This window comes from Microbacterium sp. PI-1, from assembly GCF_004337555.1.
Taxonomy (GTDB): Bacteria; Actinomycetota; Actinomycetes; order Actinomycetales; family Microbacteriaceae; genus Microbacterium; species Microbacterium aurugineum.
In genome coordinates, this window is sequence record NZ_SJYZ01000013.1 from 88,922 (window position 1) to 115,313 (window position 26,392).

Genomic DNA, 26,392 nt, shown 5'->3' on the forward strand with positions numbered 1-26,392 from the left:
GATCTGGGGAATCATGCGCGCTGGGGAGCGTGAAACACGACACGGACACCATCTGCTCGAGGATGACGCGGCACACACCGCCGCGACACCCTCAAGGGGCCTCGACGATCTGGGGACGTCGGGGCCCTCAGGGTGTCCGGGGTTCAGGCGACCAGCACCGCGTACCCGGCGGCGCGCAGGCCGGCGAGCACCTCGGCATCGGCCCCCGCGTCCGTGATGACGGTCGGGAAGAGGTCGACGCCGCCGACGCTCGAGAAGGCCTCCACACCGAGCTTGCTGGCGTCGGTCACCACGACCGCGCGGCGAGCACGCTCGGCCATCATCCGGTTCACCGCGGCCTCGCGCTCGTCCTGCGTGGTCGCACCGGCGACCGCGTCCATCCCGTTCACGCCGATGAACGCGATGTCGAGGCGCACCCCCCGGAGGAGCTGCTCGACGAACGGCCCGACGAGTTCGTAGCTGCGCGAATGGATGACCCCGCCGGTCACGACCACCTTGATATCGGGCCGCGTGGCGAGCTGGGCGGCGATGTTCACGGCGTTCGTCACGACCGTGATGCCGCCGTTCCCCGACAGGTCGTCGCGGGCGGCGAGCGCGGCGGCGATGGCCGTCGTGGTCGTGCCGCCCGAGAGCCCGACCACCATGCCTGGAGCGACGAGACCGGCCGCGACCTGCGCGATGCTGGCCTTCTCGTGCGTGCGCAGATGGCTCTTGTACCGGATGGGCAGCTCGTAGGCGACGGTCTGCGCCACGGCACCACCGTGCGTACGAGTGAGCAGACGCTGCTCGGCGAGCGTGTCGAGGTCGCGCCGGGTCGTGGCCGACGACGCGCCGAACCGTTCCACGAGCTCGTCGACCGTGACCTCTCCGCTCGCGGCGAGGAGATCGAGGATCGCGTTCAGCCGGGCAGCGCGTTTCATCAGGACACCGCGCCGGCGGGTTGCAGCGCGAACAGCCGGAGCATCCGCGCAGCCTCCTCCGCGAGTGCGTCGCGGGCGGGGGCGAGGTACTTGCGCGAGTCGACCAGCCGCTCATCCGCCCCGAGCTTCTCGCGCACCGCGCGGGTGAAGAACCCGTTCAGGTGCGTCGAGACGTTGATCTTGGTCATCCCCGCACGCACGGCTTCGGCGATCACGCCATCCGCGACTCCGGACGATCCGTGCAGGACCAGGGGAACGGACAGCGCCTCATGCAGGCGACCGATCAGTTCGAGGTCCAGCGAGGCCGTGCGATCGGTCATCGCGTGCGAGGATCCCACCGCCACCGCGAGCGCATCCACCCCGGTCGCGGCGACGAAGGCCCGCGCCTCGTCGGGGTCCGTGCGCACACCCGGCGCATGGGCACCGTCCTTGCCGCCCACCTCGCCGAGCTCGCCTTCGACGTACGCGCCGGCCGCATGAGCACGAGCGGCGACGGCGGCGGTGAGTGCCACGTTGTCGTCGTAGGGCAGCGCACCGCCGTCGAACATGACCGACCCGAAGCCGAGCGCGATGGCTTCGTCGACCAGTTCCGGCCGCTCGGCATGGTCGAGGTGCACCGCCACGGGGGTTTCGGCGCGCCGGGCTATGGCGAGCGTGGCCAGTGCGATGGGCTCGAGCCCGCCGTGGTAGTCGGCGCAGTTCTGCGAGATCTGCAGGATGACGGGCAGCTGAGCGAGCGCGGCGGCGCGCACCAACCCCTCGGCCGTCTCGAGGTGGATCACGTTGAAGGCGCCGATGCCGGTCCCGGCGGCAGCAGCCACAGAGACGAGGTCGCGAGCGGAGACGAGGGTCACGAAGGGTCCTTCCGGAACGAAGCGGGGTCGGGATACGAGAGGAAGAGCTGCTGTTCGAGCTCGGTCCAGCGGGGCGAGATGTCCCCGGCGAGGGGCGTCAGCACCGCGGCTGCGGACCACGCGGTGGCCCGGCGCAGGATCTGCTCGGGATCGCGCACGCCTTCGGCGTACAGCACGGCGCAGGCGGCGACACCCGCGTCACCGGCCCCGGTCGGGTTGCCGGCGAGGGGTTCGTCGAGGCGCGCGTGCACGAGCGCGGATGCCGTGACGGCGAGCATCCCCTCCGCGCCGAGCGAGAGCAGCACGAGCTCGGTGCCGCGGGCGATCAGCGACCGCGCACCCGCCACCGGATCCGTGATGCCGGTGGCCTCGACGAGTTCTGCCGCGTTGGGCTTGAGCACGGTGGCACCGGCGTCCGCCGCCCGGAGGAGCGCGGGACCGGACGTGTCGACGATGACCGGCACACCGGCGTCCCTCCCCACCGCGATGAGCATGGGGAGCAGGGAATCCGGGGCGCCGGGTGGCACACTCCCGGAGACGACCAGCACCCGTGTGCCGGGGAGCCGCTCGACGACTTCGGCGAGCAGGGCGGCCCACTCGGGGTCAGTCGGGTTGCTGCCGCGCTCGTTGATGATCGTGGTGTCGCCGAGCGACTCGTCGACCACGGCGATGCTGCGTCGGGTCTCGGCGACGACGGGCACCAGGGCGTGCGGAACGCCGCTGGCACCGAGTTCGGCCGCGAACTCCTGACCGACCCGTCCGCCCGTCGTGGTGATCGCGAGGACGTCCGCCCCCTCGGCGTGGGCCACGCGTGCCACGTTGAGCCCCTTGCCTCCCGCTCGGGCCGCACCCGCGTCTGCACGGTGCGTGCCGCCTTCGATGAGGCGGTCGACCCGCCAGGTGAGGTCGAGAGCTGGATTGGGGGTGACGGTCAGGATCACGTGAGCTCCCTGGCACGCAGGCCGGCGCCGAGCAGACCGGCGTTCCCGGAGAGCTCGGCGGGCACGAGGACGGGAAGGCGGTGGAAGCTGAGGCGTGCAGCCAGGCGTGTGCGCAGCTCGTCGAAGAGGGCACCGCCGGCGCGCGAGAGCCCGCCGCCGATGACCACGGCCTCGGGAGCGACCACGGCGGTGAGCTGTGCGAGCGACATCGTCAGCGCATCGAGGGCGGAATCCCAGATCTCCGCGGCGACCTCGTCTCCGGCCGCGGCTCGGGCGATCACATCCTTCGCGCCGTCGGGGGTGACGCCGGTCGCCTCACGGTAGCGTCGGGCGATCGCCCCGGCGGAGGCGACGGCTTCCAGACATCCCCGCGCTCCGCAGGCGCAGATCGGGCCGTCGGCGATCGGCGAGTGACCGATCTCCCCCGCGTACCCGCCGGCCGTGTGGGGGATCCCGCCGATCAGCAGCGCCCCGGCGATCCCCGTGCCGATCACGAGCACGACCGCGTCGGCGTAGTCGCGGGCTCCGCCGAGGCGACGCTCCGCCCAGCTCGCCGCACGCACGTCATGGTCGAACCCGACCGGCAGACCGAGGCGCTCGGCAGCGAGGTCACGCAAGGGGGAGTCGTGCCAGCCGAGGTTGCTCGCGAACACCCCGAGCCCCGCTTCCGCATCGACGATTCCCGGAACGACGAGCCCCACCGCCTGGGGCACCACGTCGGGATGTGCGGCACGGAGCTCGTCCGCGAGCACCTCGAGACGTTCGAGCAGCACCTCTGTGCGGTCACCGTCCGCGATCGGTGTGGGCGTACGACGGAGTCCGAGGGCGGAGCCATTCGCATCGAACAGCGCCGACTTGATGTCGGTGCCGCCGACGTCGAACGCCAGCACCGGCGCCCCCGCGCCGAGCGTCCGCACGGCCGAGAGCGCCTCGCCGGTGGCGTCGCGCACCACGTCGGGAACGGCGTCGGCCCCGTCAGCTCGGGTCATGGTCGGCTCCGGCGGCGTGCGTCATGCATCCAGGATGACGGATCGCGTGAGGTTGCGGGGCTGATCGGGGTCGAGCCCCCGCGCGACGGCACGGTCGAGAGCCGTGCGGTGCAGGCGCACGAGGTCGGCGAGCGGATCGATCCCCCGCTGCTCGAACCGGGCGCCGGTGGCCTCCACCTGAGCGGAGAGTCCCTCCGGGGCCGTGCCGAACTGCCACGTCACGCGTCCGGGCGCCGCGATCGCGATCGGACCGTGCCGGTAGTCCATCGACGGGTACGCCTCGGTCCACGACTGCGACGACTCGCGCAGCTTGAGGGCGGCCTCATGCGCGAGACCGATCGTCCATCCCCGCCCGAGGAACGTGTACTGATCCGCGTCGCGCAGCTCGTCGTCGCCGGGCTCGGCCAGCACGGCGGTCGCGTCGGCGATCGCTCCGGTGAGGTCTTCACCGAGCGAGGCGCGGAACAGCGCGAGCGCCGTCGTCGCGAAGCGCGTCTGCACCACCGACTGCTCGTCCGCGAACGGGAGCAGGACCGCCTCGTCGACGAGGGAGACGAGAGGGGAGGTCGGGTCGCCGATCACGCCGATCGTCGGGATGCGCCCCTTGACGCGCTCGACGAGCTCGAGCACCTCGGTGGTCGTGCCGGAGCGGGTGAGGGCGACGACCGCGTCGTAGCCGCGGTCGATGAAGGCCTCCGAGGCGGCGAACGCGTCGGTCTCGCCCTGCCCGGCGGTCTCGCGGAGAGCGGCGTACGACTGCGCCATGAACCACGACGTGCCGCAGCCGACGACCGCGACGCGCGCACCGGTGGCGGGAAGCAGGCCCTGCTCGGCCTTCAGGTCTGCGGCCGTGGCCCAGGTCTGCGGCTGGGAGTGGAGCTCTTCGCGCATGTGCGCGCCGGGCAGTGATGCAGTCATCGGGGTGCCTTTCTGGCGAGAAGTTGCGTACTTGTGATTGTTTGAGGCTTGATCCGATCATAGTATGGCGCAAAGGAACATCAACTCCAGGTTCTGCTTGATTTGTTTGTTCCCTTGACAAATAATCGGAAAAGTTCCAACGCCTCGACGTCGATCCCATCGATGCCGAGAACCCCGAGCCCCGGCTTGAACGATCGCGATGCCATCCGGCGAAGCGGTCACCACGCACTGTCGCGTGATGTGCTTGCGACTGTGCACCACACCCCCTCCCGAAGCGGCCCGCCGCCAGGGAGGGACTCTCACAGTGAGGAATGCAATACACATGAAGAAGTCACTGCGGTTCGGCGCCGCCGCCATTGCGGCCGTCGCCACGCTCTCGCTCGCTTCGTGCGGGTTCGGCGGATCGTCTGGAGACAGCGGAGGCGGAGACGGTTCGACCACTCTCGACCTCCTCGTCCCGAGCTACTCCGACGGCACCAAGGCGAACTGGGAGACGGTGATCGACGGGTTCGAGAAGGCCAACCCCGACATCAAGGTCAAGCTCGAGGTGCAGTCGTGGGACAACCTCGAGAAGGTCGTTTCCACCAAGATCCAGGCCGGCGAGGCACCGGACATCTACAACGGCGGTCCGTTCGCCGGGTTCGTCGGCGACGAGCTGCTCTACCCCGTGAAGGACGTCGTCTCGGAGGAGACCTACTCCGACTTCCAGGACTCGTTCCTGAAGAACGCCGAGGTCGACGGCACCGCGTACGCTCTGCCGCTGATCGCATCCGCCCGCGCCCTGTTCGTCAACAACGCCCTGCTCGACCAGGCCGGTGTCGAGGCTCCGACCGACTGGGACTCGCTGCTGGATGCCGCGACCAAGGTGTCCGCGCTCGGCGGCGGCGTCGCCGGTTACGGGATGCCGCTCGGGTCCGAAGAGGCACAGGCCGAGGCGGCCGTGTGGCTGTGGGGCGGCGGCGGATCGTTCGGAGATGCGTCCGAGATCACGATCGATACCCCGGAGAACCTCGTGGGTGCCGAGCAGATCAAGAAGATGATCGACGCCGGCGCGACGCAGGCCGACCCCGGCTCGACGCAGCGTTCGCCGCTGATGGACATCTTCATCCAGGGCAAGATCGGCATGCAGGTCGGCCTCCCGCCGACGGTCGGCCAGATCGCCGAGGGCAACCCCGACCTGGACTACTCCATCGTCCCGATCCCGACGAAGGACGGCTCGCCGTTCACGCTCGGCGTCATGGACCAGCTGATGGCGTTCCAGAACGACGATGACAAGAAGGAAGCGATCACCAAGTTCTTCGACTACTACTACTCGGCAGACGTGTACGTGCCGTGGGTGCAGGCCGAGGGCTTCCTCCCCGTCACCAAGTCCGGTGCCGAGCAGCTCTCCGGCGAGGAGGCTCTCAAGCCGTTCCTCGACGTGCTGCCCGACGCCCAGTTCTACCCGTCGACCAACCCGAAGTGGTCCGCCGCCGACGGTGCGTTCAAGTCGCTGTTCGGCCAGCTTCAGACGAAGCCGGCACAGGACGTGCTGACCGAGATCCAGGCGCAGGTCGACGCGGGCTGAGCCCGCTGACAGGAGAGGTTCGGGTACCCGAATGAGCCAGAAGACAGAGTCCTCGAACCTCGCGGGGGCGGCCACCGGCCGCCCCCGCACCCGGAAGACCCCGGATGCCCTTCGCGGCAGGCCGGGCGGAAAGGACCTTCTCCAGGCGCTGCCCTGGATCGCCCCCGCATTGCTGCTGATCATCGGCGTGGTCTTCTTCCCCGCCGGGGTGATGTTCTTCAACTCGACGCGCGACATCTCCCTGTCCGGCCTCGACAAGGGATCCGTCGGCTTCGACAACTTCGTCACCGTCTTCACGTTCGCCGAGTTCTGGCCGATCTTCTTCCGCACGATCGTCTGGGTCGTCTCGGTCGTGCTGTTCACGGTCGTCATCTCGCTCGGACTCGCGCAGATCCTGAACAAGGCCTTCCCCGGACGCCAGCTCGTGCGCATGGCCGTCATCGTCCCGTGGGCGGCGTCGGTCGTCATGACGACGATGGTGTTCTACTACAGCCTCGAGCCGTACTTCGGCATCTTCAACAAGTTCCTCTACGACATCGGGCTCTCCGACGATGCCGTCGGATACGGGTGGACGAAGAACCCCACGACGGCCTTCCTCTGGTCGATCGTGATCGCGATCTTCGTGTCACTGCCCTTCACGACCTACACCATCCTCGCGGGCCTGCAGTCCGTCCCGGCCGACGCGATCGAGGCGGCGAAGATGGACGGAGCCGGCCCCGCCCGCACGTACTGGTCGATCGTCCTGCCGCAGCTGCGCAGCGCGCTGGCGGTCGCCGTCCTGATCAACATCATCAACGTGTTCAACTCGCTGCCGATCCTGAAGGTGATGACCGGCTCGATCCCCGGTTACGGCGCCGACACGATCATGACGCTGATCTTCAAGTACATCGAACTGCAGAAGAAGGTGGATGTCGCCAGCGCGCTCTCCGTCGTCGCCTTCCTCATCGTCATCGTGATCGTCGCGGCGTACGTGAAGATCGTCAAGCCCATGAAGGAGGTCTGATCATGACCGTGACCGAGACCGCCCTCGTGACCACCGCCGGCTCCTCGCCCGCACCGCGCATCCCCGGCCGCAAGCGCCGCTACACCGAAGACCAGGTCACGCTGCCCCGTGTCATCCTCCGCACCGTGGCCGGGTTCCTCGTGCTCGCGATCTTCGTGCTGCCGTACCTGATCATGTTCTTCGGCTCGGTGAAGACGAAGCCGCAGATCCGCTCCGTCGACCCCACGTACCTGCCGACGGAGTGGCACTGGGAGAACTACATCACCATGTGGTCCACCCCCGAGACGCCGCTGCCGTACAACCTGATCTCGACGATCATCATTGCCGTGTTCGCGACGCTGCTCGTGCTGCTGGTCGCCCTGCCTGCCGCGTACTACACCGCCCGGTTCAAGTTCCCCGGCCGCATGGTGTTCCTGTTCCTGGTCATCATCACGCAGATGCTGCAGCCCGCGGTGCTCACCTCGGGCCTGTTCCGGCAGTTCACGACCCTCGGGCTCGGCGACACCTGGGCGGCCATGATCTTCATCAACGCCGCGTTCAACCTGTCGTTCGCGGTGTGGATCATGCACTCCTTCTTCGCCGGCATCCCCAAGGAGGTCGACGAAGCCGCCCAGATCGACGGCGCCGGACGCTTCACCGTGCTCTTCAAGATCAACCTGCCGCTCGTGTGGCCGGGCATCGTCACGGCGATCGTGTTCACGTTCGTCGCCTGCTGGAACGAGTTCGCGGCCTCGCTCGTGATCCTCTCGACCGACAAGAACCAGCCGCTCTCCGTCGCGCTCACCAAGTTCGTCGGTCAGTACGAGACCAGCTGGCAGTACGTGTTCGGAGTCTCGATCGTCGCGATCCTGCCCGTGGTCATCCTGTTCATGCTCATCGAGAAGCGACTCGTCGGCGGCCTCACCGCCGGCAGCGTGAAGTAGGAGCCCCCGCGAAGCGGTCCCGTCCGGAGCGGTCCTCCCGGAGCGGTCCTCCCGGAATGAAGGAGTTCTCACGGTATGAAGGAGTGCATATGGAATCCGCTCCTTCATTCCGTGAGAACTCCTTCACAACGAGAGGGACATCGGTCGCGGCGAGAGGGACATCCTTCACGGCGAGGGGGACATCGGGGATGAAGAAAGCGACGAGCGGGATTTCCGCCTTCGCAGCCCTCGCGATCGTGCTGGTCGGATGCACCGCGATCGAGCCCGCGCCCGCAGCGACACCGACACCCTCGGGTTCGACCACCGTCGAGCTGATCATGAACGGCCCCGCGGTCACCGGCACCGGGCCGACCGCCCCGTACCCCGGCATCGACTTCCCCCTGCAGGAAGGCATGCGCTCGGTGACGATCGACATCGAGTGCGCCGGCGGCGGACTCTTCCACGCCGAGCTCGGTGACTCGATGGCGCTCGGACAGGCTCCCCTCCGCGGCACGTGCGACGGCACCACATCCCTGGTCTGGCCGATCACCGAGGCCACGGGACCGACCTTCACGATCTGGGTCCCCGACGGTGTCGAGTGGACCGCGACACCGCACTTCTCCACGGCGGAGTTCGTCCGTGATGAGAAGATCACAGCCGAGTGTGAGGCGTTCGGGAACGTCTACAGCGCGCTGTGGAACGCCGATGCCGGATACACGACCTACCAGGCGTTCGACGAGACGGAGTGGAAGACCCGCGTCGAAGCGGCCGCGGTGGAACTCGAGTCGCTCGTGAAGGCATCCGATACGGGGATGGCCGACTCGTTCGCCGAGGTTCTGGCCGCGATGCAGGGTGAGAAGTCGGCTCCCGGCGCCTGGCTTTCCGAGACCAACCTGCTCGACCCGATCACCGACACCTGCAACAAGAACCACAGTCAGATGATCCTGCGCGCGGAGTTCGGTGGCTGACGGCTGCTCGCCCGCGGAAGAGGAGAATGGGGACATGACTCCTCTCGGACGGATCGGTCAGGTCGTCGCGACCACATCACTCGGCGCCATCGGAGCCATCCATCTGCTGTGGGCCTCCGGCGCGTCCTGGCCGGCGTCGAGCCGGAAGCGGCTGGCGCGACAGGTCATCGGCAGCGATGAGATGCCTTCAGCTGGCGCATGCCTCGTGGTCGGTGGAGGAATGCTCACCGGGAGCGCGATCATCGCCGGCGCAGGGGGAACTCACACGCTCGCCAAAGCCGCACGCGTGGCGGCGGCCCTGGCGTTCCTCCTCCGCGGCACGATGGACGGGGCTCGAGTGACCGCACTTCTCGGGCGGCCGGGTCCCCATCGCCGATTCGTCGAGCTCGATCGGCGCATCTACCGTCCGCTGTGCCTCATCACCAGCGCCGCGATCGCCCTCGCGGTGCGGGGAGACCGACGACGCTGACATCGAGGGGCGTTCAGAGGCTCGATGCGGATGCGGCGCGCAGCTGCTCCGGGTTCCAGCGCACGCCGAGCGCCGACGTGAGCGCGGCCTGAGCGGCGCCGGCCGCGAGCGACACCCGAGGGTCGGCGTAGCGGACCGGGACCTGCGCCGTGCCGCGGGAGGGGTACTCCGTCTCGCGGCGGACCCGGTCGAGGAAGCGCGGCCCGAGCTCGGTCGCCGGCCCGCCGATCACGACCTCGGTCGGGTCGAGCAGGGCGCTGATGAGCTTGACGGCCCTCGCGAGCGCGCGGGCCCCCTCGTCGAGATGGCGTTCGTCCGCGCGGGCGGCGAGAGCACGGATCTCGGATGCGTCCATCGCATCGGTGAACTCGTCCCCGATCATCGCGCCCAAGGCTGCCGCGGACTCGAGACAGCCGCGCTGTCCGCACCGGCAGATACGCGCCGCCTCACCGAAGACGACTTGCACGTGCCCGATCTCGCCGGCGCGATCCCGTGGACCGGGCGCGAGTTCGCCGTTCAGGGTCACCGCGGCGCCCACGCCGCCGCCGAGGTGGATGAAGAGCCGGTATCCGGACGGGGATTCCTCCATCCCGGCTTCGGCGATGGCCTCGGCGTCGACGTCGTTGACGAGCAGCACGGGCGCCCCCAGCACGCGCTCGAACCTCTCGGCGAGGGGCACGTCCTCCCACTTGAGCTGCACGCTCTCGAGCACCGAGCGCCCGTCCGTCGTGCCGGGGAGCTGGATCCCCGCAGCGAGCACCCGCGGTCCGAACTCGGCGGCCACCGCAGCCACGGCGTCGTCGAGTGCGCGGTCACGGGTCTCGGGAGTGTAGTCCGCGCGACGGACGTCGACCTCGGTACCGTCGAGCGCCACGAGGGCGATGTATGCGTGCAGGGGTTGGATCACCAGGACGAGGATCAGGTGGTGACTCGCATCGACGCTCAGCGTGGTCGCCCGCTTGCCACCGGTGCTCGCGGCCTGCTCCCCTTCGACGATCAGTCGGTTCTCGATGAGCTCGGCGACGAGGGATGACGCCGTGGCTGCGGTCAGACCCGTCGCTCTCGCGATCCCCGCGCGCGTCTGGGTGCCCGGGTTGCGGAAGACGAGTTGCAGCGCGCGCCGGAGGTTCGCGCGCCGCACCGACGCTTGGGTGTCGAGGCCCTCATCCGTGCTCAGCATGTGCGTCCGTTCCGGAGCTCGCTCGTGGCGAGCGGTTGACAGATCGTGGCGTGATCCGTAGTCTCTCCGTAAGTTTATTCATTGAACTTAGTTGGTCGATGAATCTCACAAAAGCTCCGGACGGGCGAGTGCTGCACACACCGTCGCCCGTCCGGCACCTCTCTCAGCGGCTCTCCGCCGCTTCCGTGTGGTGGCGGATGACCTCCGCCACCACGAAGTTGAACCACTTCTCCGCGAACTCGGGGTCGAGATGCGCCTCCTCTGCGAGAGCGCGCAGACGGGCGACCTGCTGCTCCTCCCGATTCGGGTCGGACGCCGGCATCTCGTGCTCCGCTTTCAGCTGCCCCACCTGCTGGGTCGCACGGAAGCGTTCGGCCAGCATGAAGATGAGTGCGGCGTCGATGTTGTCGATGGTGGCGCGAAGTCGGAGCAGTTCGGCCTTCGGGTCCTCGGCGGCGGTCATGCCCCTACTCTAGAGCCGTCGAACACCCGGATTCCGACCCGCGGCACCGCTATCGTGAGCACATGAGCAACGAAGAGTCGCCGGCGCCCACTCCCCTCGATGACACCGCGCCCGCCCGGAAAGCACCGCGCACCGACGCCGCAGCCGCGAGCGCCGACTCTCCCACCGCAGAGCCCGCCGCGACCGGCGCAGCGCGCCCCGTGGTCGTCGAGCCGATGACGCCGAGTCGCTCGTTCTGGACGCGCATCGACCGTCCGTTCGTCTTCGGCTTCCTCGTGACGCTCGGCGGACTCGGCGCGCTGGTGATCGGCCTCGCCCTGACGAGCCTGTCCACCGTGCTCATCTACATCGCACTCGCCCTCTTCGGCGCGCTCGGACTCGACCCGGCCGTCCGGTTCCTCGAGCGTCGCGGCCTCTCCCGCTCGATCTCCGTCGTCATCACGATCCTCGCGCTCATCCTCGTGTTCGCCGTCGTGCTGTGGATGATCATCCCGATCGTCGTCGAGCAGATCGCGAGCTTCGTCCGTTCCGTTCCCGGGATGATCCAGGACTTCACCCGCAGCGACATCTACGCCACGCTCGACGCGCAGTTCGGCGATCAGTTCCAGGATCTGGTCGCCGAGGTCCAGAAGTTCTTGACCGACTTCGGCAACCTCGCGACGATCGGCGGCGGTGCTCTCGCGGTCGGCGCGTCGATCGCGACCGGCATCTCGGGCGCCATCGTCGTGCTCGTGCTCACGCTCTACTTCCTCGCGACCCTGCCCGCCATGAAGCAGGGTCTGCTGCGTCTGGCACCGGCCCGCGACCGCGCTCGTGCGAGCGACATCACCGAACAGATCACGGACTCGGTGGGCGGATACGTGATGGGGATGGTCGTGCTGGCCTTCTGCAACGCGATCCTCGCCCTGACCCTCTACTCCATCCTGGGTCTGCCCTTCCCGCCACTGATGGCGGCGATCGCCTTCTGTGTCACCCTGATCCCGCTGGTCGGATCGGTGCTGTTCTGGATCATCGGCACCGGGCTCGCGCTCTTCACCAACCCGATCGCGGCGCTGATTTTCGCAGCGATCTACCTCATCTACATGCAGATCGAGGCCTACGTGCTGACGCCGCGAGTGATGAACCGGGCGGTCGCGGTCCCGGGGTCGCTGGTCGTGATCGGCGCCCTCGCCGGTGGCACGCTGCTCGGCCTCCTCGGGGCGCTCGTGGCCGTGCCCGTCACCGCTTCGATCCTCATCATCATCAAGCAGGTGCTGGTGCCGAAACAGGATGCCCGCATCTGACCCTCGCCCGTACGACGAAGCGCCCGGACCCCTGAAGGTCCGGGCGCTTCTGTCATCCGACTCAGATGAGGTCGTTGTCGGTCAGCCAGGCCTCGGCGATGTCGCTCGCCGACTTCTGGTCGACCGTGCTCTGCACGTTCAGACCGACGAGCTCTTCGGCGGTGAGCTTGGCGCTGATGGCGTTGATCACGTCGGCGACCTCGTCGGCGACGTCGCTCGAGACGATCGGCACGACGTTCGAGGCCAAGATGATGTTCTCCGGGTCTTCGAGCGCGACGATGTCTTCGGTCTGGAACGCGGGATCGGCCGAGTAGATGTCCGCTACCTGGATCTCGCCGGCCAGCAGCGACTCCAGCGTGGTCGGGCCGGTCGCCGAGAACGCCAGGTCGACGCCGTAGACCTCCTTGGCGGCCGCGGGCCCGTACGGGCGCTGCTCGAACTCCGGTGCCGCACCGATCGTGACCGGGGTGGTCACCTTCGAGAGGTCACCGATCGAGGTGAGGCCGTTCTCCTCGGCGAAGCTCTTGAGCACCGTGTAGGTGTCCTGGTCCGAGGCCTCGGCGTAGTCCAGAGCGGTCAGGCTGTCGGGCAGCGCGTCCTGCAGCGCGGCGTACACGTCTTCCGGGCTGGTGGCGGTCGCGCTGTCGTCGAGGTACTCGAGCAAGTTGCCCGTGTACTCCGGGAACACGTCGATCGCGCCGGACTCGACGTCGGGCATGTAAGCGTCGCGCTGTCCGATGTTGAACTGCTTGTCGACCGTGAACCCCGCGCCTTCGAGGGCCTGCGCGTAGATCTCGGCGATGATCTCGTTCGAGTAGTAGGCCTGGGAGCCGACGACGATCGTGTCGCCGCCGGAGCCCGCGTCATCAGTCGGAGCGTCGAGCGGGTTGCTGCTGGCGCACCCGCCGAGGACGAGCACCGCGGCGAGCGCGGCGCCACCGGCGAGGGCGAGTCGTGACTTACGTGCTGTGAACATGGGGAGTTCCTCTTCTCTGGGACAACGGGATGGGTGCTGTGGGACGGTGAGGGGTTGTGAGCGTGTCAGGCGGTGGCCGGCGCGGGTGAGGCTGCAGCGGTACGCGACCGGCGGGTCGTGGTCGGCGCTCGCACCCCGGCGGGGACGGCGGCGTGCTGGAGGAGGGCGAAGATCAGATCGACCGCCAGCGCGAGGATGGCGACGAGGATCGCACCGCCGAGCACCTGGTCGAACTTGCGCAGGGGGATGCCCTGGATGATCGGCCAGCCGAGACCACCGAGGTTCACGTAGGCGGCGATCGTGACCGTGGCGATCACCTGCAGGAGGGCTGCGCGGATGCCACCGACCAGGAGGGGCAGCCCGAGGCGCACCTCGACCTTCCAGAACACCTGCCACTCGGTCATCCCCATCGCGCGCGCCGAGTCGAGCACACGGCGGTCGATGGCCTCGAGCCCGGTGTAGGCGCCAGCGAGGAGCGAGGGGATGGCCAGCAGCACGAACGTGATGATCGCGGCTTCGGGGATGCGGAGCACACCGAGCAGCAGCACGAGCAGCACGAGGAGCCCGAAGGACGGGATCGCGCGAGCCGCGCCGGAGACAGCGACAGCGACCTCGCGGCCGCGGCCGGTGTGTCCGATGAGCCATCCGATCGGCACCGCGATGATGGCGGCGATCAGCACCGAGATCAGCGTGTAGTACATGTGCTGACCGAACAGGATCGGCAGCGAGTACGGCCCCTCCCACCGGTCGGGGGAGAAGAGCCAGGCGATGGCGTCGGTGAACACGTTCATGCGGCGGTCCTCAGCGTGGCCGCCTGTCGTGCGGATGACGGTGTCTTGGCGGCGCGCGTCCACGGCATCAGCGCGCGGCCGAGGAGCAGGAGCAGCAGGTCGATCACCAGGGCGATCACCACGACCGCGATGACGCCGGCGAACACCTCCGCGAGGATGCGGCGCTGCAGACCGTTCTCGAAGAGGTAGCCGAGGTTCGTCACACCCACCAGGATGCCGACGGTGGCGAGGGAGATCGTGCTGACGGCCGCCACACGCAGCCCGGCGAGCACGACGGGTCCGGCGAGCGGGAAGTCGACGGTCCAGAACCGGCGGAACCCGCCGTAGCCCATCGCGGTGGCCGACTGCCGGATGGCGGGATCGACCGAGTCGAGGCCGTCGGAGACCGCACGGACCAGGATCGCGACCGCGTAGATGGTGAGACCGATGATGAGGTTGATCGGGCTGCGGGCCGGATACCCGGCGACGGACGGCAGCAGGATCAGCAGCGCGAGTGACGGGATCGTGTAGAGCAGACCGGTGAGGACGATGACCGGCCCTTTGACCAGTTGATAGCGCCAGGCGACCCACCCGAGCGGCACCGACAGCACGAAGCCGAGCACGATCGCGATCGCGCTCTGCTGCAGGTGGATGGCGGTCAGCTCGAGGATGAGGCCGATGTTGTCGACGATCCAGTTCACGGAGCGCCCTTCGTCACGCTCTCCTCGCTCAGGAGCGCGTCGCTGACAGCATCGGGCACGTCGACGATCGAGCCCTGGGTGCGCCCCTCCGAGTCGACCACCACGGTGCCCCGCGGCGTCTGCTTGAGGTGCAGGGCGCGGCGACCGCGATCGGCGCCGATGAACGCCGAGACGAAGTCGTCCGCCGGGTTCTCGATGATCTCGCTCGGACTGCCGACCTGCACGATGCGCGCGCCCTTGTCGAGGATGACGACCTGGTCGCCGAGCAGGAACGCCTCGTCGATGTCGTGCGTGACGAAGACGACGGTCTTGTCCAGCTCGCTCTGCAGGCGCAGGGTCTCCTGTTGCAGGTCGGCCCGCACGATGGGGTCGACCGCGCCGAAGGGCTCGTCCATGAGCAGGATGTTCGGATCGGCGGCGAGTCCGCGGGCGACACCCACACGCTGCTGCTGGCCGCCGGAGAGCTGACTCGGGTAGCGCTCGGCCAGCGCCTGGTCGAGGCCGACCGTGTCGAGCAGGTCGCGCGCCCGCTGGTGGGCAGCAGCCCGCTTCACGCCGGTCAGCCGAAGCACCGTGGCCACGTTGTCGATGACCGTGAAGTGCGGCATGAGCCCGGAGTTCTGCATGACGTAGCCGATGCGTCGGCGCAGAGCCACCGGGTCGCCTTCGAGCACGCTCTCCCCGTCGATCTCGACGTCGCCGGAGGTGGGCTCGACCATGCGGTTGATCATGCGGAGCAGGGTGGTCTTGCCACAGCCGGACGAGCCGACGAACACGGTGGTCTTGCGTGACGGCAGCACGAGGCTGAAGTCATCGACGGCGAGTGCACCGCCGGGGAACCGTTTGGTGACGTTGCGGAACTCGATCATGGGCTGGTCTCCAGTCGGTCGATCGATGTGCGAGCGGACGAGTCTTGGCTCTTCTGGTGGTTACGGGCCGACCTCGACGCGCGGATCGAACGCCACGAATCCGGAGAAGTCTTTGCCGACACGATCGAAGGCCGACGGATAAGGAGTCGGATACGACCAGGCGTAGTCGGTGTGCAGCTCGCCGTCGGTCTGCACGGAGTAGTACTGAGCCGCGCCCTTCCAGGGACAGGTGTAGGGCGTGGGGCTCTCGACGAGCACCCCGGGTGTGATGGATGCGGGCGGGAAGTACCAGTTCCCTTCGATGCGGGCGAGATCGCTCTCGTCGGCCTCGGCGATGACGGTTCCTGCGAGTACAGCCTTCATGGTCCTGCCTCCTCGGATGTGTGTTCGAGCGTATAAGACGGTGGGGACATCGGGCTCGAGGGTTGCGCGCGGGCCGTCAATGTGAGAAACAATCCCGAATCTGTTCGGCCTGCCCGCGAAAACGGATTGCCCGCCACGATGGTCGGACTCAGGCGGAATCGCGCCCGTAGCCCTCCAGGAGTCGCAACCAGATCTCACTGACGGTCGGGTACGACGGCACCGCATGCCAGAGACGGGCGATCGGCACCTCGCCGACGATCGCCACGGTGGCGGCGTGCACGAGTTCCGCCACCTCGGGGCCGACGAAGGTCGCACCGATCACGACATCGCGATCGGTGTCGATCACGAGCCGCGCCTGCCCCTCGAAACCGTCTTCGTAGAGGCTCGCCCCCGCGATCCACCCCAGGTCGTAGTCGATCGCCTTCACGGTGATTCCTGCCTCGACCGCCTGCGCCTCGGTCAGACCGACGGAGCCGACCTCAGGGATCGAGAACGTGACCTGCGGGACGGCGGCCTGGTCGGCGGTCGCGACGTGACGACCCCAGGGGCTGTCATCCACATCGTCGCCCTGGGCACGCGCGACGATGACGTCGCCTGCCGCCCTCGCCTGGTACTTGCCTTGGTGGGTGAGGAGCACGCGCCCGTTCACGTCACCGACCGCATACAGCCAGTCGGATCCGGGGACCCGGAGGGTGTCGTCCGTCTCGATCCAGCGGCCGGGCTCCAGGCCCACGACGTCGAGGCCGATGTCTCCGCTGCGCGGCGAACGACCCGTCGCGGCGAGCACCTCGGTCGCGATGATCTCCTCGCCGCCGTCGAGCGTCACGGTCACGCCGTCGGCGCCGCGGTGCACGGATGCCGTTCCCGTGTCGGTGCGCACGTCGACGCCCAGTTCCTTGAGACCGGCCGCGACCCGCTCCCCGGCGAAGGGCTCCATCCCCCCGAGCAGACCGCTGCGGGCGATGACGGTGACCTTCGAGCCGAGTGCCGCGTATGCCGTGGCCATCTCGACCGCGACCACGCCTCCGCCGATCACGGCCAGGCTCTCCGGCAGCTCCTCGGCACTGGTCGCCTCTCGACTCGTCCAGGGTGCGGACTCACGGAGCCCGTCGATGGGCGGGATGACGGCGTCCGATCCGGTGCTGATGGCCACCGCATGCCGGGCGCGAAGTACTCGCGTCGCGCCGTCGGCATCCGTCACGGTCACCTCCCGCTCACCCGTCAGCCGGCCGTGCCCGCGCGCCAGATCGATCCCGGCGGAGTCGAGCCACTTCACCTGTCCGTCATCGGACCAGTTGCTGGTGAAGGAGTCGCGTCGTTCGAAGACCGCCCGCACATCGAGCTTCCCGGTCACCGCCTGAGAGGCGCCCGCCACGTGCTGCGCTGCCCGCAACGCCTGCGCCGACCGCAGCAGCGCCTTCGACGGCATGCACGCCCAGTAGGAGCACTCACCTCCGACGAGCTCGCTCTCCACGATGATCGCGGTGAGTCCACCCTGCACGGCGCGGTCGGCGACGTTCTCGCCCACCGGACCTCCGCCCAGCACGATCAGGTCGTATTCGTCGGTCTTCTGCGCTGCGTTCATGCCTGGCACCTCTCCGTCGGCCGGTTCCGTCGCCCAGTCTCGCTCAAGACCAACGCCGAGTCACGGGTGAGTTGTTCCCTCCGGCGTGGCGCGGGCGGGGTGCGGCGGTCAGGCAGCTCAGGCGGTCGCGAGCTCCCGACCCCGGCGGGAGTCGGCGAAAGCGCGGGGATATGCCCGGCGCAGGGTGACGACGATCAGCGTGGCCGCGGTCACCTTGATGAGGTCGCCCGGGAGGAAGGCCAGGCTCGACAGAGCAGTCAGGTCGAGCGGAACTCCGGTCACGAGTGCCTGGACCGGGATGCCGAACGCGTAGACGACGAACACGCCGCCGACCAGAGCGGCCACCGCGCACCGCCACCAGGTGAACCGTCCGGTGCGCATGAGCAACCCGATCACCACGACGCCGGCGATCCAGCCGATCAGGTAGCCCACGGTCGGTCCGACGAAGACACCCAGGCCCCCGCGTCCGCCTGCGAGCACGGGGAGTCCGACCGCGGCGAGCGCCAGCACGAGGGCGATCGACCAGGGCGCGACGCGCGGACCGAGCACAAGACCCGCGAGCATGACGCCGAGCGTCTGCCCGGTGATGGGCACGCCGCCGGGGAGCGGCACGACAACCGTTCCCAGCACGATGATGAGGGCGGCGAACACGGCCACCCGACCGAGGGTCGCACTGGAGTCACGGGTCGATGCGGTCATCGCTCATCCTTCCTGAACGGTGTTCACCTGAACACCGTTCATCAGCGTACGGATGTAGCTACCCCCGCGCAAATCACCACCCCGCAGTCACCAACACGACCTTCCCTCGCTGACGCCGTTGCGCGATGGCATCATCCTCCAGCGGGTACTCGTCACGTCCCGGCTCATGACTCCCCCTGCTCCCGCGATTCGTCTTCGGCGGATTCGACACGGACCCTCGGGGAGAGGACCGCCGCCGCGAAGGCCACGACCGCAGCCAGCACGAACACGCCGAGGAACGGGTCGGCGCCCGCGAGCGCGGTGAACAGCGTGCCCGTGACGGCCAGGGCCAGGGCGCTGCCGAACGAGTCGGCGACCGTCATCGCCCCGCTGTTGAAGCCCTGATTCTCCGGCGTGGACATCGCGAGCGTGAGGGCGCTGGTGCGCGGACTCATCAGCCCCATCCCCATACCCGCGATGACCCAGGCGAGCGCAATCAGCAGAGCGTCTCCCCGGAAGCCCGCGGTCGCGACGGTCAGCACGATGCCGGCGAACACGAGGCCCGTCCCGAGCCGCACGGCCGTCACGCTCGAGAGGCGCGCGCCCAGCCGCCCCTGGACGGTCGCGGCGAGGGACCACGCGAGCGCACCGCCGGTCAGCGCGAGTCCTGCCAGAGTCGGCGACAGTTCGTACCGATCGGTGAGCAGGTAGGGCAGGTAGACCTGCGCACCGAAGAACGCGGCGGCCGCGACCCCGCGGACGAGGATGACGGACGGAAGCCCTCGGCGCGCCCGAAACGTCCCGCGCGGGACCAGCGGCCGCACCGCGACGAGGGCGACCACGATAGCAAGGACAGCGAGAGCGGAGCCGAATCCGGGGATGTCGCCGACCAGATTCAGCGCGAGCACAGCAACGGCAGCGAGCACCGACCATCCGAGTCGCCCGAACGCCCAGGGAGTCGTCGCATCGCCGTGGTTCGCGAGCCCGCGAAGTGCGGGCACGACCATCAGCAGCGCCACCAGCACCAGGATGACCACGCCGAGGAAGACCCAGTGCCAGCTCCAGAGTTCGGTGACGGCACCCGCGACCGTCGGGCCGATCAGTGAGGGGATGACCCAGGCCGCGGCGAAGCCGGCGAAGATCGCCGGATGGAGCTCGTGCGGGTAGACGCGGGCGACCACCACGTACAGGGCCACCATCAACCCTCCGCTGCCGAGGCCCTGGGCGAACCTCCCCGCGACGAGGATCTCCATGCTCGGCGCGAGGCCGGCGATCAGCAGTCCGACTATGAACAGGGCGACCGAGGTGTACAGCGGGACGACCGGTCCGCGACGATCCGCCCAATTCCCGGCGAGCACCATGCCGATGACCCCGGTGGCGAGAGGTCCGGCGAAAGCGAGCGCATACAGCCGTTCTCCGCCGAGATCGGCGCTCACGGTCGGCATCACCGTGGTGACCGCCAGGGATTCGAACGCGCCGAGGAACACGAGCGCGCAGGCGCCGATCGTGATCCAGACGTAGTCACGGCTCAAGATGCGAGGTGCGGCCGCGCCCGGCGTCGACACTTGCTCGGTCTTCGAGGTCATGATGATGACCGTAGAACCTCAAGTATGGTCGAGGTCAAGCGCCGGTTCGCCGACGAGGGTTCAGCCGCCGAGCAGGACCTCGTGGAGGGCATGCCACACGCCCTCATCGTTCGGCTCCATGACGGTCAACGCGGTGGCGTCAGCTCCGGGAAGAGGAGGTCGACGGCGCTCGGCAACGTCTCAGCGCACCGGAAGGAAATGCGTCGGCGTCGGCACCTGCGCCTCATGGCGGATGCCGAGGGGCGCGCCCGTGCGCTCATCGAGGTCGAGCAGGGTGATGGTATCGGAGCGCTGCCCCGCGACCAGCAACTTGCCCTCATGCACCAGGTGGTGGCGCGGCCAGTCGACCCCCGCGTCGGCGAGCGCCACGGACTCCAGGGCCTCACCCCCGCCGCGCACGCGCAGGACCGCGATCGTGTTGCTTCCGCGCAGGGCCGTGTAGAGGAAGTGTCCGTCGCGGCTGCGGGCGAGTTCGGCGGGGAAGTCTGTGCCCACCTGGGCGATCGGACTCGACAGCGTCGACGACACGACGCTCCACGTGCGGTCGGACGCCTCGGCGAGCGTGAACACCTCGCACGAGTACTCGGTCACCACGTGCAGGTGCCCGCTGGGGTGCAGCACCATGTGCCGCGGCCCGGTGCCGAGTGGCAGCACGACCTCGTGGTCGAGTACGAGCCCGCTGCCGACCTGTCGCCAGAACCGCACGAGGTCGAACCCGAGGTCGGTCGTGGCGATGCGCCCGTCGGGAAGGAACACGGCGGCATGCGCGTGCGAGACACGGTCACCGCCCACCCCGTACGGGTCGACCGCGGCGACGCCGTCACCGGGAGTGGACGGCACCCCGGGGGCCGACACGCCAGATGTCGGACGGAAGGCGCTAGGGCGTCCGACATCTGGCGTGTCGGCGGGATCCGTGTCGTCGCCGAACAGTGCCGCGCGGAGTTCCGCCGCCGCATCCGGCCGTGCGGGGACGATCCGCCCGTCCGCATCGAGGCCGAGCCGCACCACGCGGCCGTCGCCGTAGCAACTGGCGACCAGAGCAGAGCCGTCCGCAGCGACCGCGACGTGACACACGTACTGGCCCACCGCCGCCGGTGCACCCATCGGGGAGAGGGCGCCGTCCCCCGTACGCACGAACGCCTGCACGGCGGAGTCGCCCTCGAGCGCCGCGTAGACGACGTCGAGCGTCGGATGCTGCGCCAGCCACGACGGCGAAGGGGCCTCTGCGACCACGCCCCGGTACGCGAGCGTGGTGGCCTCCCGGCCTGCATCCCCCGCGAGCAGACCGATGCCGTCGGCAGAACCGTCCATGCCGGGGCCGTAGCCGCCGAGCCAGAATCGCGTCACGACGGACCGGATCAGTCGAGCAGGTCGTGGCGGACGATGACCTGGTCGCGCTCGGGGCCGACACCGATCACCGAGATGCGGGTGTTGCTCATCTTCTCGAGCGCCAGCACGTAGTCCTGTGCGTTCTGCGGCAGATCCTCGAAGGTGCGGGCGACGGAGATGTCCTCGTTCCAACCCGGGAAGTACTCCAGGATCGGCTTCGCGTGGTGGAAGTCGGTCTGGTTGACGGGCACCTCGTCGAAACGCTCGCCATCGACGTCGTAGGCGACGCACACCGGGATCTCGTCGAGTCCGGTCAGGATGTCGAGCTTGGTGAGCACGAGGTCGGTGATGCCGTTGATGCGCGTCGCGTATCGGGTGATGGGCGCGTCGTACCAGCCGACCCGACGCGGACGCCCGGTGGTGGTGCCGAACTCGAAGCCCTGCTTGCGCAGCCAGTCGCCCTGCTCGTCGAAGAGTTCTGTCGGGAAGGGGCCCGATCCGACGCGGGTCGTGTACGCCTTGACGATGCCGACGATGCGGTCGAGCGCACCGGGGCCGACGCCCGCACCCGTCGCGGCTCCGCCGGCGGTCGCCGACGACGAGGTCACGAACGGATAGGTGCCGTGGTCGATGTCGAGCATCGTGGCCTGACCGCCTTCGAACACGACGACTTCGCCACGATCGAGGGCCTCCGCGATCAGGTAGCCCGTGTCGGCGACAAGGGGGCGCAGGCGGTCCGCGTACGACAGCAGATCATCGACGACCTCGTCGGCGGTGATCGCGCGACGGTTGAAGATCTTCACCAGCAGGTGGTTCTTCTGATCCAGAGCGCCTTCGACCTTCTGGCGCAGGATGTTCTCGTCGAAGATGTCCTGCACACGGATACCGACGCGGTTGATCTTGTCGGCGTAGGCCGGACCGATGCCTCGACCGGTGGTGCCGATCATCCGCTTTCCGAGGAAACGCTCGGTGACCTTATCGAGCGTGCGGTGGTACTGCGTGATGATGTGCGCGTTGGCGCTGACCTTGAGACGCGAGACGTCGATGCCCCGGGCGGCGAGCGCCTCCAGCTCGAAGAACAGGACCTCGAGGTCGACGACGACGCCGTTGCCGATCACCGGGGTCACGCCCGGAGAGAGGATGCCGGAGGGCAGCAGGTGCAGCGCGTACTTCTCGTCTCCCACGACGACGGTGTGCCCGGCGTTGTTACCGCCGTTGAACTTCACCACCCAGTCGGTGCGCTCACCGAGCAGATCGGTGGCCTTGCCCTTTCCTTCGTCGCCCCACTGCACGCCGACGATAACGATTCCTGGCATGGGTAACCCCCTGGCTTTCGCCGGGTTTGCACCGGCCGATGAGCTGGCCCTCTTCGGGCCGTCCCATCCTATCGGGAGCCTCTCGGCCCGCCCTCCGAGTGCGATATGTCACCTCCGGAGGCGTCTGAAGGTGACATATCGCACTCTGCAGGGGTGGCGGAAAACGTGCGGATCATGTCGCTCCGGCGGCTCGTCCGGTGTCGGAAGCCCCTGCCAGGATCGAAGGATGTCACGAGCAGCATCCGGCGAGCCCGGTATCCGCACGAACGCCGAGGCGCCGAAGAGTCAGGGCGCGCTCGTGCTCGTCGCCGCGCTGGTCACGGTGGTGCTGTGGGCCTCGGCGTTCATCGGCATCCGTGGTGCGGGCCCTCACTATGACCCGGGCGCTCTGGCGCTGCTGCGGATGGCGGTCGGCACCGTGGTGCTGACGATCATCGCCGTGCGGCACGGGATCCGCATCCCCGCCCGTCGCCACTGGCTCCTCGTGGCGGTGTGGGGCATCGGCTGGTTCTGCGTCTACAACCTGGCCCTCAACAGCGCTGAGTTGACACTCGATGCGGGGACGGCCGCGATGGTGGTGAACCTCGCGCCGCTCATGGTCGTCGTCTTCAGCGGACTCTTCCTCCGCGAAGGCTTCCCGAAGCCACTCATCATCGGCGCCCCGATCGCGTTCCTCGGGGTCGTGCTGATCGGCATGAACTCCTCCACCAGCGCCGGCCCTGACATCACCGGTCTGTTGCTCGCCCTGCTCGCAGCCGTCATGTACGCCGGGTGCACGCTCGTGCAGAAGCGCCTGCTCACCTCCGGCGTCGATCCGACCACCCTGACCTGGCTCGGTGCGGGCGTCGGCACCGTCGCGCTACTGCCCTGGGTCGGCAGCCTCATCGACTCCCTGCAGACCGCACCGCTGGACGCGACGCTGTGGGTCGTCTACCTCGGCATCTTCCCCACGGCGATCGCCTTCACCACCTGGGCCTACGTCCTGCAGCGCAGCACCGCGGGACAGACCTCCGCCACCACCTACGTCGTGCCCGCGATCGCGATCCTGATGTCGTGGGCGATCCTCGGCGAGGTGCCGACGCCGCTGATGTTCCTCGGTGGAGCCCTCTGCCTGCTCGGCGTCCTCATCACGCGACTGCGGTGGCGTCGCCGCACCTGATGCCGAGAACCGCCGGGGCGAGTGACTACAGTTACGACCGGAGGCGAAATGACGACCTGGTGGCCCTACGCGCGACTCGCGGCATCTGTTCTCGCGGTGGCTGCCATCGTCGCCCAACTGGTGCGGACGCTCGAGATCGCCATGCTCTCGGAGACCGAGTGGGGCTCTCACCTCCCCACGGTGATCGTGAACTTCTTCAGCTTCTTCACGATCCTCTCCAACGTCCTCGCAGCCGTCGCGCTCGTCATCGGGGGCCTCTGGGGCATCCTCAACCGGAAGACCACGAGCCCCGAACCGCGCTGGCTCGCTCTGATCCTGGTCTGCGCGAGCACCTACGCCATCGTCACAGGGATCGTCTACAACACACTGCTCCGCGGGATCGAGCTGCCGCAGGGGGCGACGGTCCCCTGGTCCAACGAGGTGCTGCACGTGATCGTGCCGCTGATCATGCTCCTCGATCTGCTCTTCGCGCCTCGACGCCGCGCGCTGGGCTGGAGCGCCGTGGGGGCCACCGCCGTCTTCCCCCTCGTGTGGGTCGCGTACACGATGATCCGCGCGAACCTGGTGATCTCGCCGGCGACCGGGCAGCCCTACTGGTACCCGTATCCCTTCCTGAACCCGCACACCGTCCCGGGCGGCTACCTCGGGGTCTCCGCCTACATCGTCGGCATCGCGATCGCGATCATCGCCGTGGCCGCCGGCGTCGTCTGGATCGGCAGGCGCCGCGGCACCACCCCGATCGACTCCTGACCTGCCTCTGACGCCTCCGCCCCTCGCACCCGGAGTGGGCGGAGGGGCAGAGGCGTCAACAGAGACTCAGGTGGTGGCGAGCGCCTCACGATCGTCGTCGCGAGGCTGACCCTCGATGATCCGCGCCGTCTCGGTGGCATCCGGGTCCACGTCGAGGTAGCGCTCGAGCGAGTCGTCGAGCTCTTCCAGCCACGGCGTGTGATGCACGACCGCGAGGGTGCCGGTCATGACCGACTCGTACGTGCGGTCGCGGTAGCCCATGATGTCGTCCTTCTTGTCGCGCTTCCACGCGAGGAAGATCTCGACCACCCGGTCGATGTCGAACTCCGGGTAGTCCGTGAGCTGCAGCAGATCGCGGATGTAGTCCGCCTGGAAGCGGATCTCCGCCGCGGCCGAATCGATCTGTCCGAAGCGCGTGCGCCACTCGGCGATCGATGCCGCCCGCTCCTGCTCGTCGGGCAGGGACAGACGACCGAGGATCAGGTCACGCACGTACCAGGCCTGCGCATCGAACATGTTGAACGTGAACCACTGGTCCTGCGCGCCGAGGTAGGCCAGGCGCGGATTGCCCTGCCAGAGCACTCCGCGGTACAGCCCATCGGGGTACACGTTGTTCGGCGAGGAGAGGGCGAGGTCGTCCGGCAGGAACGGGTACTTGTGCAGGTAGCCGGTGCAGAGGATGACCGCGTCGACCTGCTTCGAGGTGCCGTCGGCGAAGAACGCGGTGCTGCCCTCGAAGCGTTCGAGGACCGGCCGCTCCTCGATGCCCTCGGGCCAGTCGTACCCCATCGGCGCGGAGCGGAAGCTCGCCGTCACCGAACGGGCCCCCATCTTGAACGCCTGGCTGCCGATGTCCTCCGCGGAGTAGCTCGCGCCGATCACCAGCACAACCTTGTCTTCGAAGGCCTCGGCGCCTCGGAAGTCATGGGCATGGCTGATGTACCCCGGGAACGTCTCGATACCGGGGAACTCCGGCACGTTCGGGAAGGAGAAGTGTCCGCTCGCGACGATCACGCGGTCGAACTCCTCCACGGAGGATTCGCCGGAGGGCAGGTGCTCGCTGGTGAGGGTGAAGACCTCGCGCTCGTCGTCGAACTCCACCCAGCGGACCACGGTCTGGAAGCGGATCAGGTCGCGCACGTCGGTCTTCTCCAGGCGACCGGCGATGTAGTCCCACAGCACCGGGCGCGGCGGGTAGGAGGAGATCGGGCGACCGAAGTGCTCGTCGAAGCTGTAGTCCGCGAACTCCAGCGCCTCCTTCGGGCCGTTCGACCACAGGTTGCGGTACATGCTCGAATGCACCGGCTCGCCGAATTCGTCCAGTCCGGTGCGCCAGGTGAAGTTCCACTGCCCGCCCCAGTCGGCCTGCTTCTCGAAGCAGACCAGCTCGGGGATGTCGGCTCCCGCACGGGCGGCGGACTCGAAGGCCCTCAGCTGCGCCATCCCCGAGGGTCCGGCTCCGATGATCGCTACTCGTTCTCTACTCGTCACGTATTGTCCTCATACTCTTCAGTCATGTATCGGCACGGCCGCTTCCGAGCGAGGAACAGTTCTGTCCCGGTGGGAGCGGAGAAGCTCGACCTGCCCGGAAAGCGGCTGCTCTTCGACGTTAGCAGTGTCCGCCACCGGCACCCGGGGTCGCGCCTGCCCGCCACCTGCAGGATCCTGGGACGGATGCATGACCTGGGCCCGGCGGGTCGTCCTGCATCCGTCATCCGGTCATGCAGGTGTACACAGCGATTACGCTGGTGCGCGGGGGATGGCCGCGACGCGCGTCCCTGAACGAGGGAGCCTACAGATGACCGAGTCCTCCACGCCCGACCCGCGGACGATCGCCGCACCGCCGCCTCCGC

At 68.5% G+C, this 26,392-nt stretch carries 26 protein-coding genes; 8 read left to right on the plus strand and 18 right to left on the minus strand.

Annotated elements, in window-relative coordinates; all coding sequences use genetic code 11:
- Window positions 1-143: 143 nt before the first annotated feature.
- From E0W80_RS12330 to E0W80_RS12350, 5 genes are read right to left on the minus strand one after another with little or no spacing between them, the layout of a single operon-like run.
- On the minus strand, window positions 144-920 hold the full coding sequence (locus E0W80_RS12330) for a DeoR/GlpR family DNA-binding transcription regulator (protein ID WP_131492876.1): 777 nt from the start codon (window positions 918-920) through the stop codon (window positions 144-146).
- Window positions 920-1,774, minus strand: coding sequence for a class II fructose-bisphosphate aldolase (locus E0W80_RS12335; RefSeq protein WP_131492878.1), 855 nt, complete (start codon window positions 1,772-1,774; stop codon window positions 920-922). Before E0W80_RS12335 ends, E0W80_RS12330 begins: the two co-directional genes overlap by 1 nt.
- Window positions 1,771-2,715, minus strand: a complete 945-nt coding sequence (locus tag E0W80_RS12340) for a 1-phosphofructokinase family hexose kinase (RefSeq protein ID WP_131492880.1) — start codon at window positions 2,713-2,715, stop codon at window positions 1,771-1,773. Before E0W80_RS12340 ends, E0W80_RS12335 begins: the two co-directional genes overlap by 4 nt.
- Complete coding sequence (locus E0W80_RS12345; protein ID WP_240740521.1) at window positions 2,712-3,704, minus strand: ROK family protein; 993 nt, start codon at window positions 3,702-3,704, stop codon at window positions 2,712-2,714. The genes E0W80_RS12340 and E0W80_RS12345 overlap by 4 nt, the downstream gene beginning before the upstream one ends.
- A gap of 21 nt (window positions 3,705-3,725) precedes the next feature.
- Window positions 3,726-4,622, minus strand: a complete 897-nt coding sequence (locus E0W80_RS12350) for a sugar isomerase (protein WP_131492883.1) — start codon at window positions 4,620-4,622, stop codon at window positions 3,726-3,728.
- A gap of 322 nt (window positions 4,623-4,944) precedes the next feature.
- Between E0W80_RS12350 and E0W80_RS12355 the strand changes: the two genes are divergently transcribed.
- The 5 genes from E0W80_RS12355 to E0W80_RS12375 all read left to right on the plus strand — a co-directional run bounded on the left by E0W80_RS12355 (window position 4,945) and on the right by E0W80_RS12375 (window position 9,531).
- Window positions 4,945-6,189, plus strand: coding sequence for an extracellular solute-binding protein (locus E0W80_RS12355; RefSeq protein WP_047521759.1), 1,245 nt, complete (start codon window positions 4,945-4,947; stop codon window positions 6,187-6,189).
- A gap of 31 nt (window positions 6,190-6,220) precedes the next feature.
- Window positions 6,221-7,192: a sugar ABC transporter permease gene (locus tag E0W80_RS12360; protein WP_131492884.1), complete on the plus strand. Its 972-nt coding sequence runs from the start codon at window positions 6,221-6,223 to the stop codon at window positions 7,190-7,192.
- A 2-nt stretch (window positions 7,193-7,194) separates the two neighbouring features.
- Window positions 7,195-8,115 carry a carbohydrate ABC transporter permease gene (locus E0W80_RS12365; RefSeq protein WP_194239318.1) on the plus strand — a complete coding sequence of 307 codons (921 nt, stop codon included), beginning with the start codon at window positions 7,195-7,197 and terminating at the stop codon, window positions 8,113-8,115.
- 188 nt (window positions 8,116-8,303) lie between these two features.
- Window positions 8,304-9,062, plus strand: a complete 759-nt coding sequence (locus E0W80_RS12370) for a hypothetical protein (protein ID WP_131492886.1) — start codon at window positions 8,304-8,306, stop codon at window positions 9,060-9,062.
- A gap of 34 nt (window positions 9,063-9,096) precedes the next feature.
- The gene (locus tag E0W80_RS12375; RefSeq protein ID WP_131492888.1) at window positions 9,097-9,531 is read left to right on the plus strand and encodes a DUF3995 domain-containing protein; all 435 of its coding nucleotides are present in this window, start codon (window positions 9,097-9,099) and stop codon (window positions 9,529-9,531) included.
- A 13-nt stretch (window positions 9,532-9,544) separates the two neighbouring features.
- On the opposite strand, the gene E0W80_RS12380 is transcribed toward E0W80_RS12375, so the two are convergent.
- Both E0W80_RS12380 and E0W80_RS12385 read right to left on the minus strand, forming a co-directional pair.
- Window positions 9,545-10,711, minus strand: a complete 1,167-nt coding sequence (locus E0W80_RS12380) for an ROK family protein (protein WP_131492889.1) — start codon at window positions 10,709-10,711, stop codon at window positions 9,545-9,547.
- Window positions 10,712-10,874: 163 nt separating this feature from the next.
- A complete protein-coding gene (locus tag E0W80_RS12385) occupies window positions 10,875-11,174 on the minus strand; it encodes a chorismate mutase (RefSeq protein WP_047521753.1) in 300 nt (99 codons plus the stop codon).
- A gap of 62 nt (window positions 11,175-11,236) precedes the next feature.
- On the opposite strand from E0W80_RS12385, the gene E0W80_RS12390 reads away from it, so the two are divergent.
- Window positions 11,237-12,457 carry an AI-2E family transporter gene (locus E0W80_RS12390; RefSeq protein WP_131492891.1) on the plus strand — a complete coding sequence of 407 codons (1,221 nt, stop codon included), beginning with the start codon at window positions 11,237-11,239 and terminating at the stop codon, window positions 12,455-12,457.
- 61 nt (window positions 12,458-12,518) lie between these two features.
- On the opposite strand, the gene E0W80_RS12395 is transcribed toward E0W80_RS12390, so the two are convergent.
- The 10 genes from E0W80_RS12395 to E0W80_RS12440 form a co-directional block, all read right to left on the minus strand.
- The gene (locus E0W80_RS12395; protein ID WP_131492892.1) at window positions 12,519-13,433 is read right to left on the minus strand and encodes an ABC transporter substrate-binding protein; all 915 of its coding nucleotides are present in this window, start codon (window positions 13,431-13,433) and stop codon (window positions 12,519-12,521) included.
- Between the two features lie 65 nt (window positions 13,434-13,498).
- On the minus strand, window positions 13,499-14,224 hold the full coding sequence (locus tag E0W80_RS12400; protein WP_131492893.1) for an ABC transporter permease: 726 nt from the start codon (window positions 14,222-14,224) through the stop codon (window positions 13,499-13,501).
- Window positions 14,221-14,904 carry an ABC transporter permease subunit gene (locus E0W80_RS12405; protein WP_131492895.1) on the minus strand — a complete coding sequence of 228 codons (684 nt, stop codon included), beginning with the start codon at window positions 14,902-14,904 and terminating at the stop codon, window positions 14,221-14,223. The genes E0W80_RS12400 and E0W80_RS12405 overlap by 4 nt, the downstream gene beginning before the upstream one ends.
- Complete coding sequence (locus E0W80_RS12410) at window positions 14,901-15,773, minus strand: ATP-binding cassette domain-containing protein (RefSeq protein WP_047521744.1); 873 nt, start codon at window positions 15,771-15,773, stop codon at window positions 14,901-14,903. The genes E0W80_RS12405 and E0W80_RS12410 overlap by 4 nt, the downstream gene beginning before the upstream one ends.
- A 60-nt stretch (window positions 15,774-15,833) precedes the next feature.
- Window positions 15,834-16,136, minus strand: coding sequence for a DUF427 domain-containing protein (locus E0W80_RS12415; protein ID WP_046748074.1), 303 nt, complete (start codon window positions 16,134-16,136; stop codon window positions 15,834-15,836).
- A 148-nt stretch (window positions 16,137-16,284) separates the two neighbouring features.
- Window positions 16,285-17,721: an NAD(P)/FAD-dependent oxidoreductase gene (locus E0W80_RS12420; protein ID WP_131492897.1), complete on the minus strand. Its 1,437-nt coding sequence runs from the start codon at window positions 17,719-17,721 to the stop codon at window positions 16,285-16,287.
- Window positions 17,722-17,838: 117 nt separating this feature from the next.
- Window positions 17,839-18,420 carry a biotin transporter BioY gene (locus tag E0W80_RS12425; RefSeq protein ID WP_131492898.1) on the minus strand — a complete coding sequence of 194 codons (582 nt, stop codon included), beginning with the start codon at window positions 18,418-18,420 and terminating at the stop codon, window positions 17,839-17,841.
- A gap of 164 nt (window positions 18,421-18,584) precedes the next feature.
- The gene (locus E0W80_RS12430) at window positions 18,585-19,985 is read right to left on the minus strand and encodes an MFS transporter (RefSeq protein WP_131492900.1); all 1,401 of its coding nucleotides are present in this window, start codon (window positions 19,983-19,985) and stop codon (window positions 18,585-18,587) included.
- A 180-nt stretch (window positions 19,986-20,165) separates the two neighbouring features.
- A complete protein-coding gene (locus E0W80_RS12435) occupies window positions 20,166-21,332 on the minus strand; it encodes a beta-propeller fold lactonase family protein (RefSeq protein WP_131492902.1) in 1,167 nt (388 codons plus the stop codon).
- An 11-nt stretch (window positions 21,333-21,343) separates the two neighbouring features.
- Entirely contained in the window at window positions 21,344-22,630 is a 1,287-nt protein-coding gene (locus E0W80_RS12440; RefSeq protein WP_047521732.1) for an adenylosuccinate synthase, read from the minus strand.
- A 226-nt stretch (window positions 22,631-22,856) separates the two neighbouring features.
- Here E0W80_RS12440 and E0W80_RS12445 point away from each other — a divergent pair, with 226 nt between their 5' ends.
- Window positions 22,857-23,789: a DMT family transporter gene (locus E0W80_RS12445; RefSeq protein ID WP_131492904.1), complete on the plus strand. Its 933-nt coding sequence runs from the start codon at window positions 22,857-22,859 to the stop codon at window positions 23,787-23,789.
- Window positions 23,790-23,837: 48 nt separating this feature from the next.
- Window positions 23,838-24,539 (plus strand): Pr6Pr family membrane protein, encoded by a 702-nt coding sequence (locus E0W80_RS12450; protein ID WP_131492905.1) that lies wholly within the window; start codon window positions 23,838-23,840, stop codon window positions 24,537-24,539.
- Window positions 24,540-24,605: 66 nt separating this feature from the next.
- Here E0W80_RS12450 and E0W80_RS12455 read toward each other — a convergent pair whose 3' ends face one another.
- Complete coding sequence (locus E0W80_RS12455) at window positions 24,606-26,030, minus strand: NAD(P)/FAD-dependent oxidoreductase (protein ID WP_276320539.1); 1,425 nt, start codon at window positions 26,028-26,030, stop codon at window positions 24,606-24,608.
- Between the last annotated feature and the right edge of the window lie 362 nt (window positions 26,031-26,392).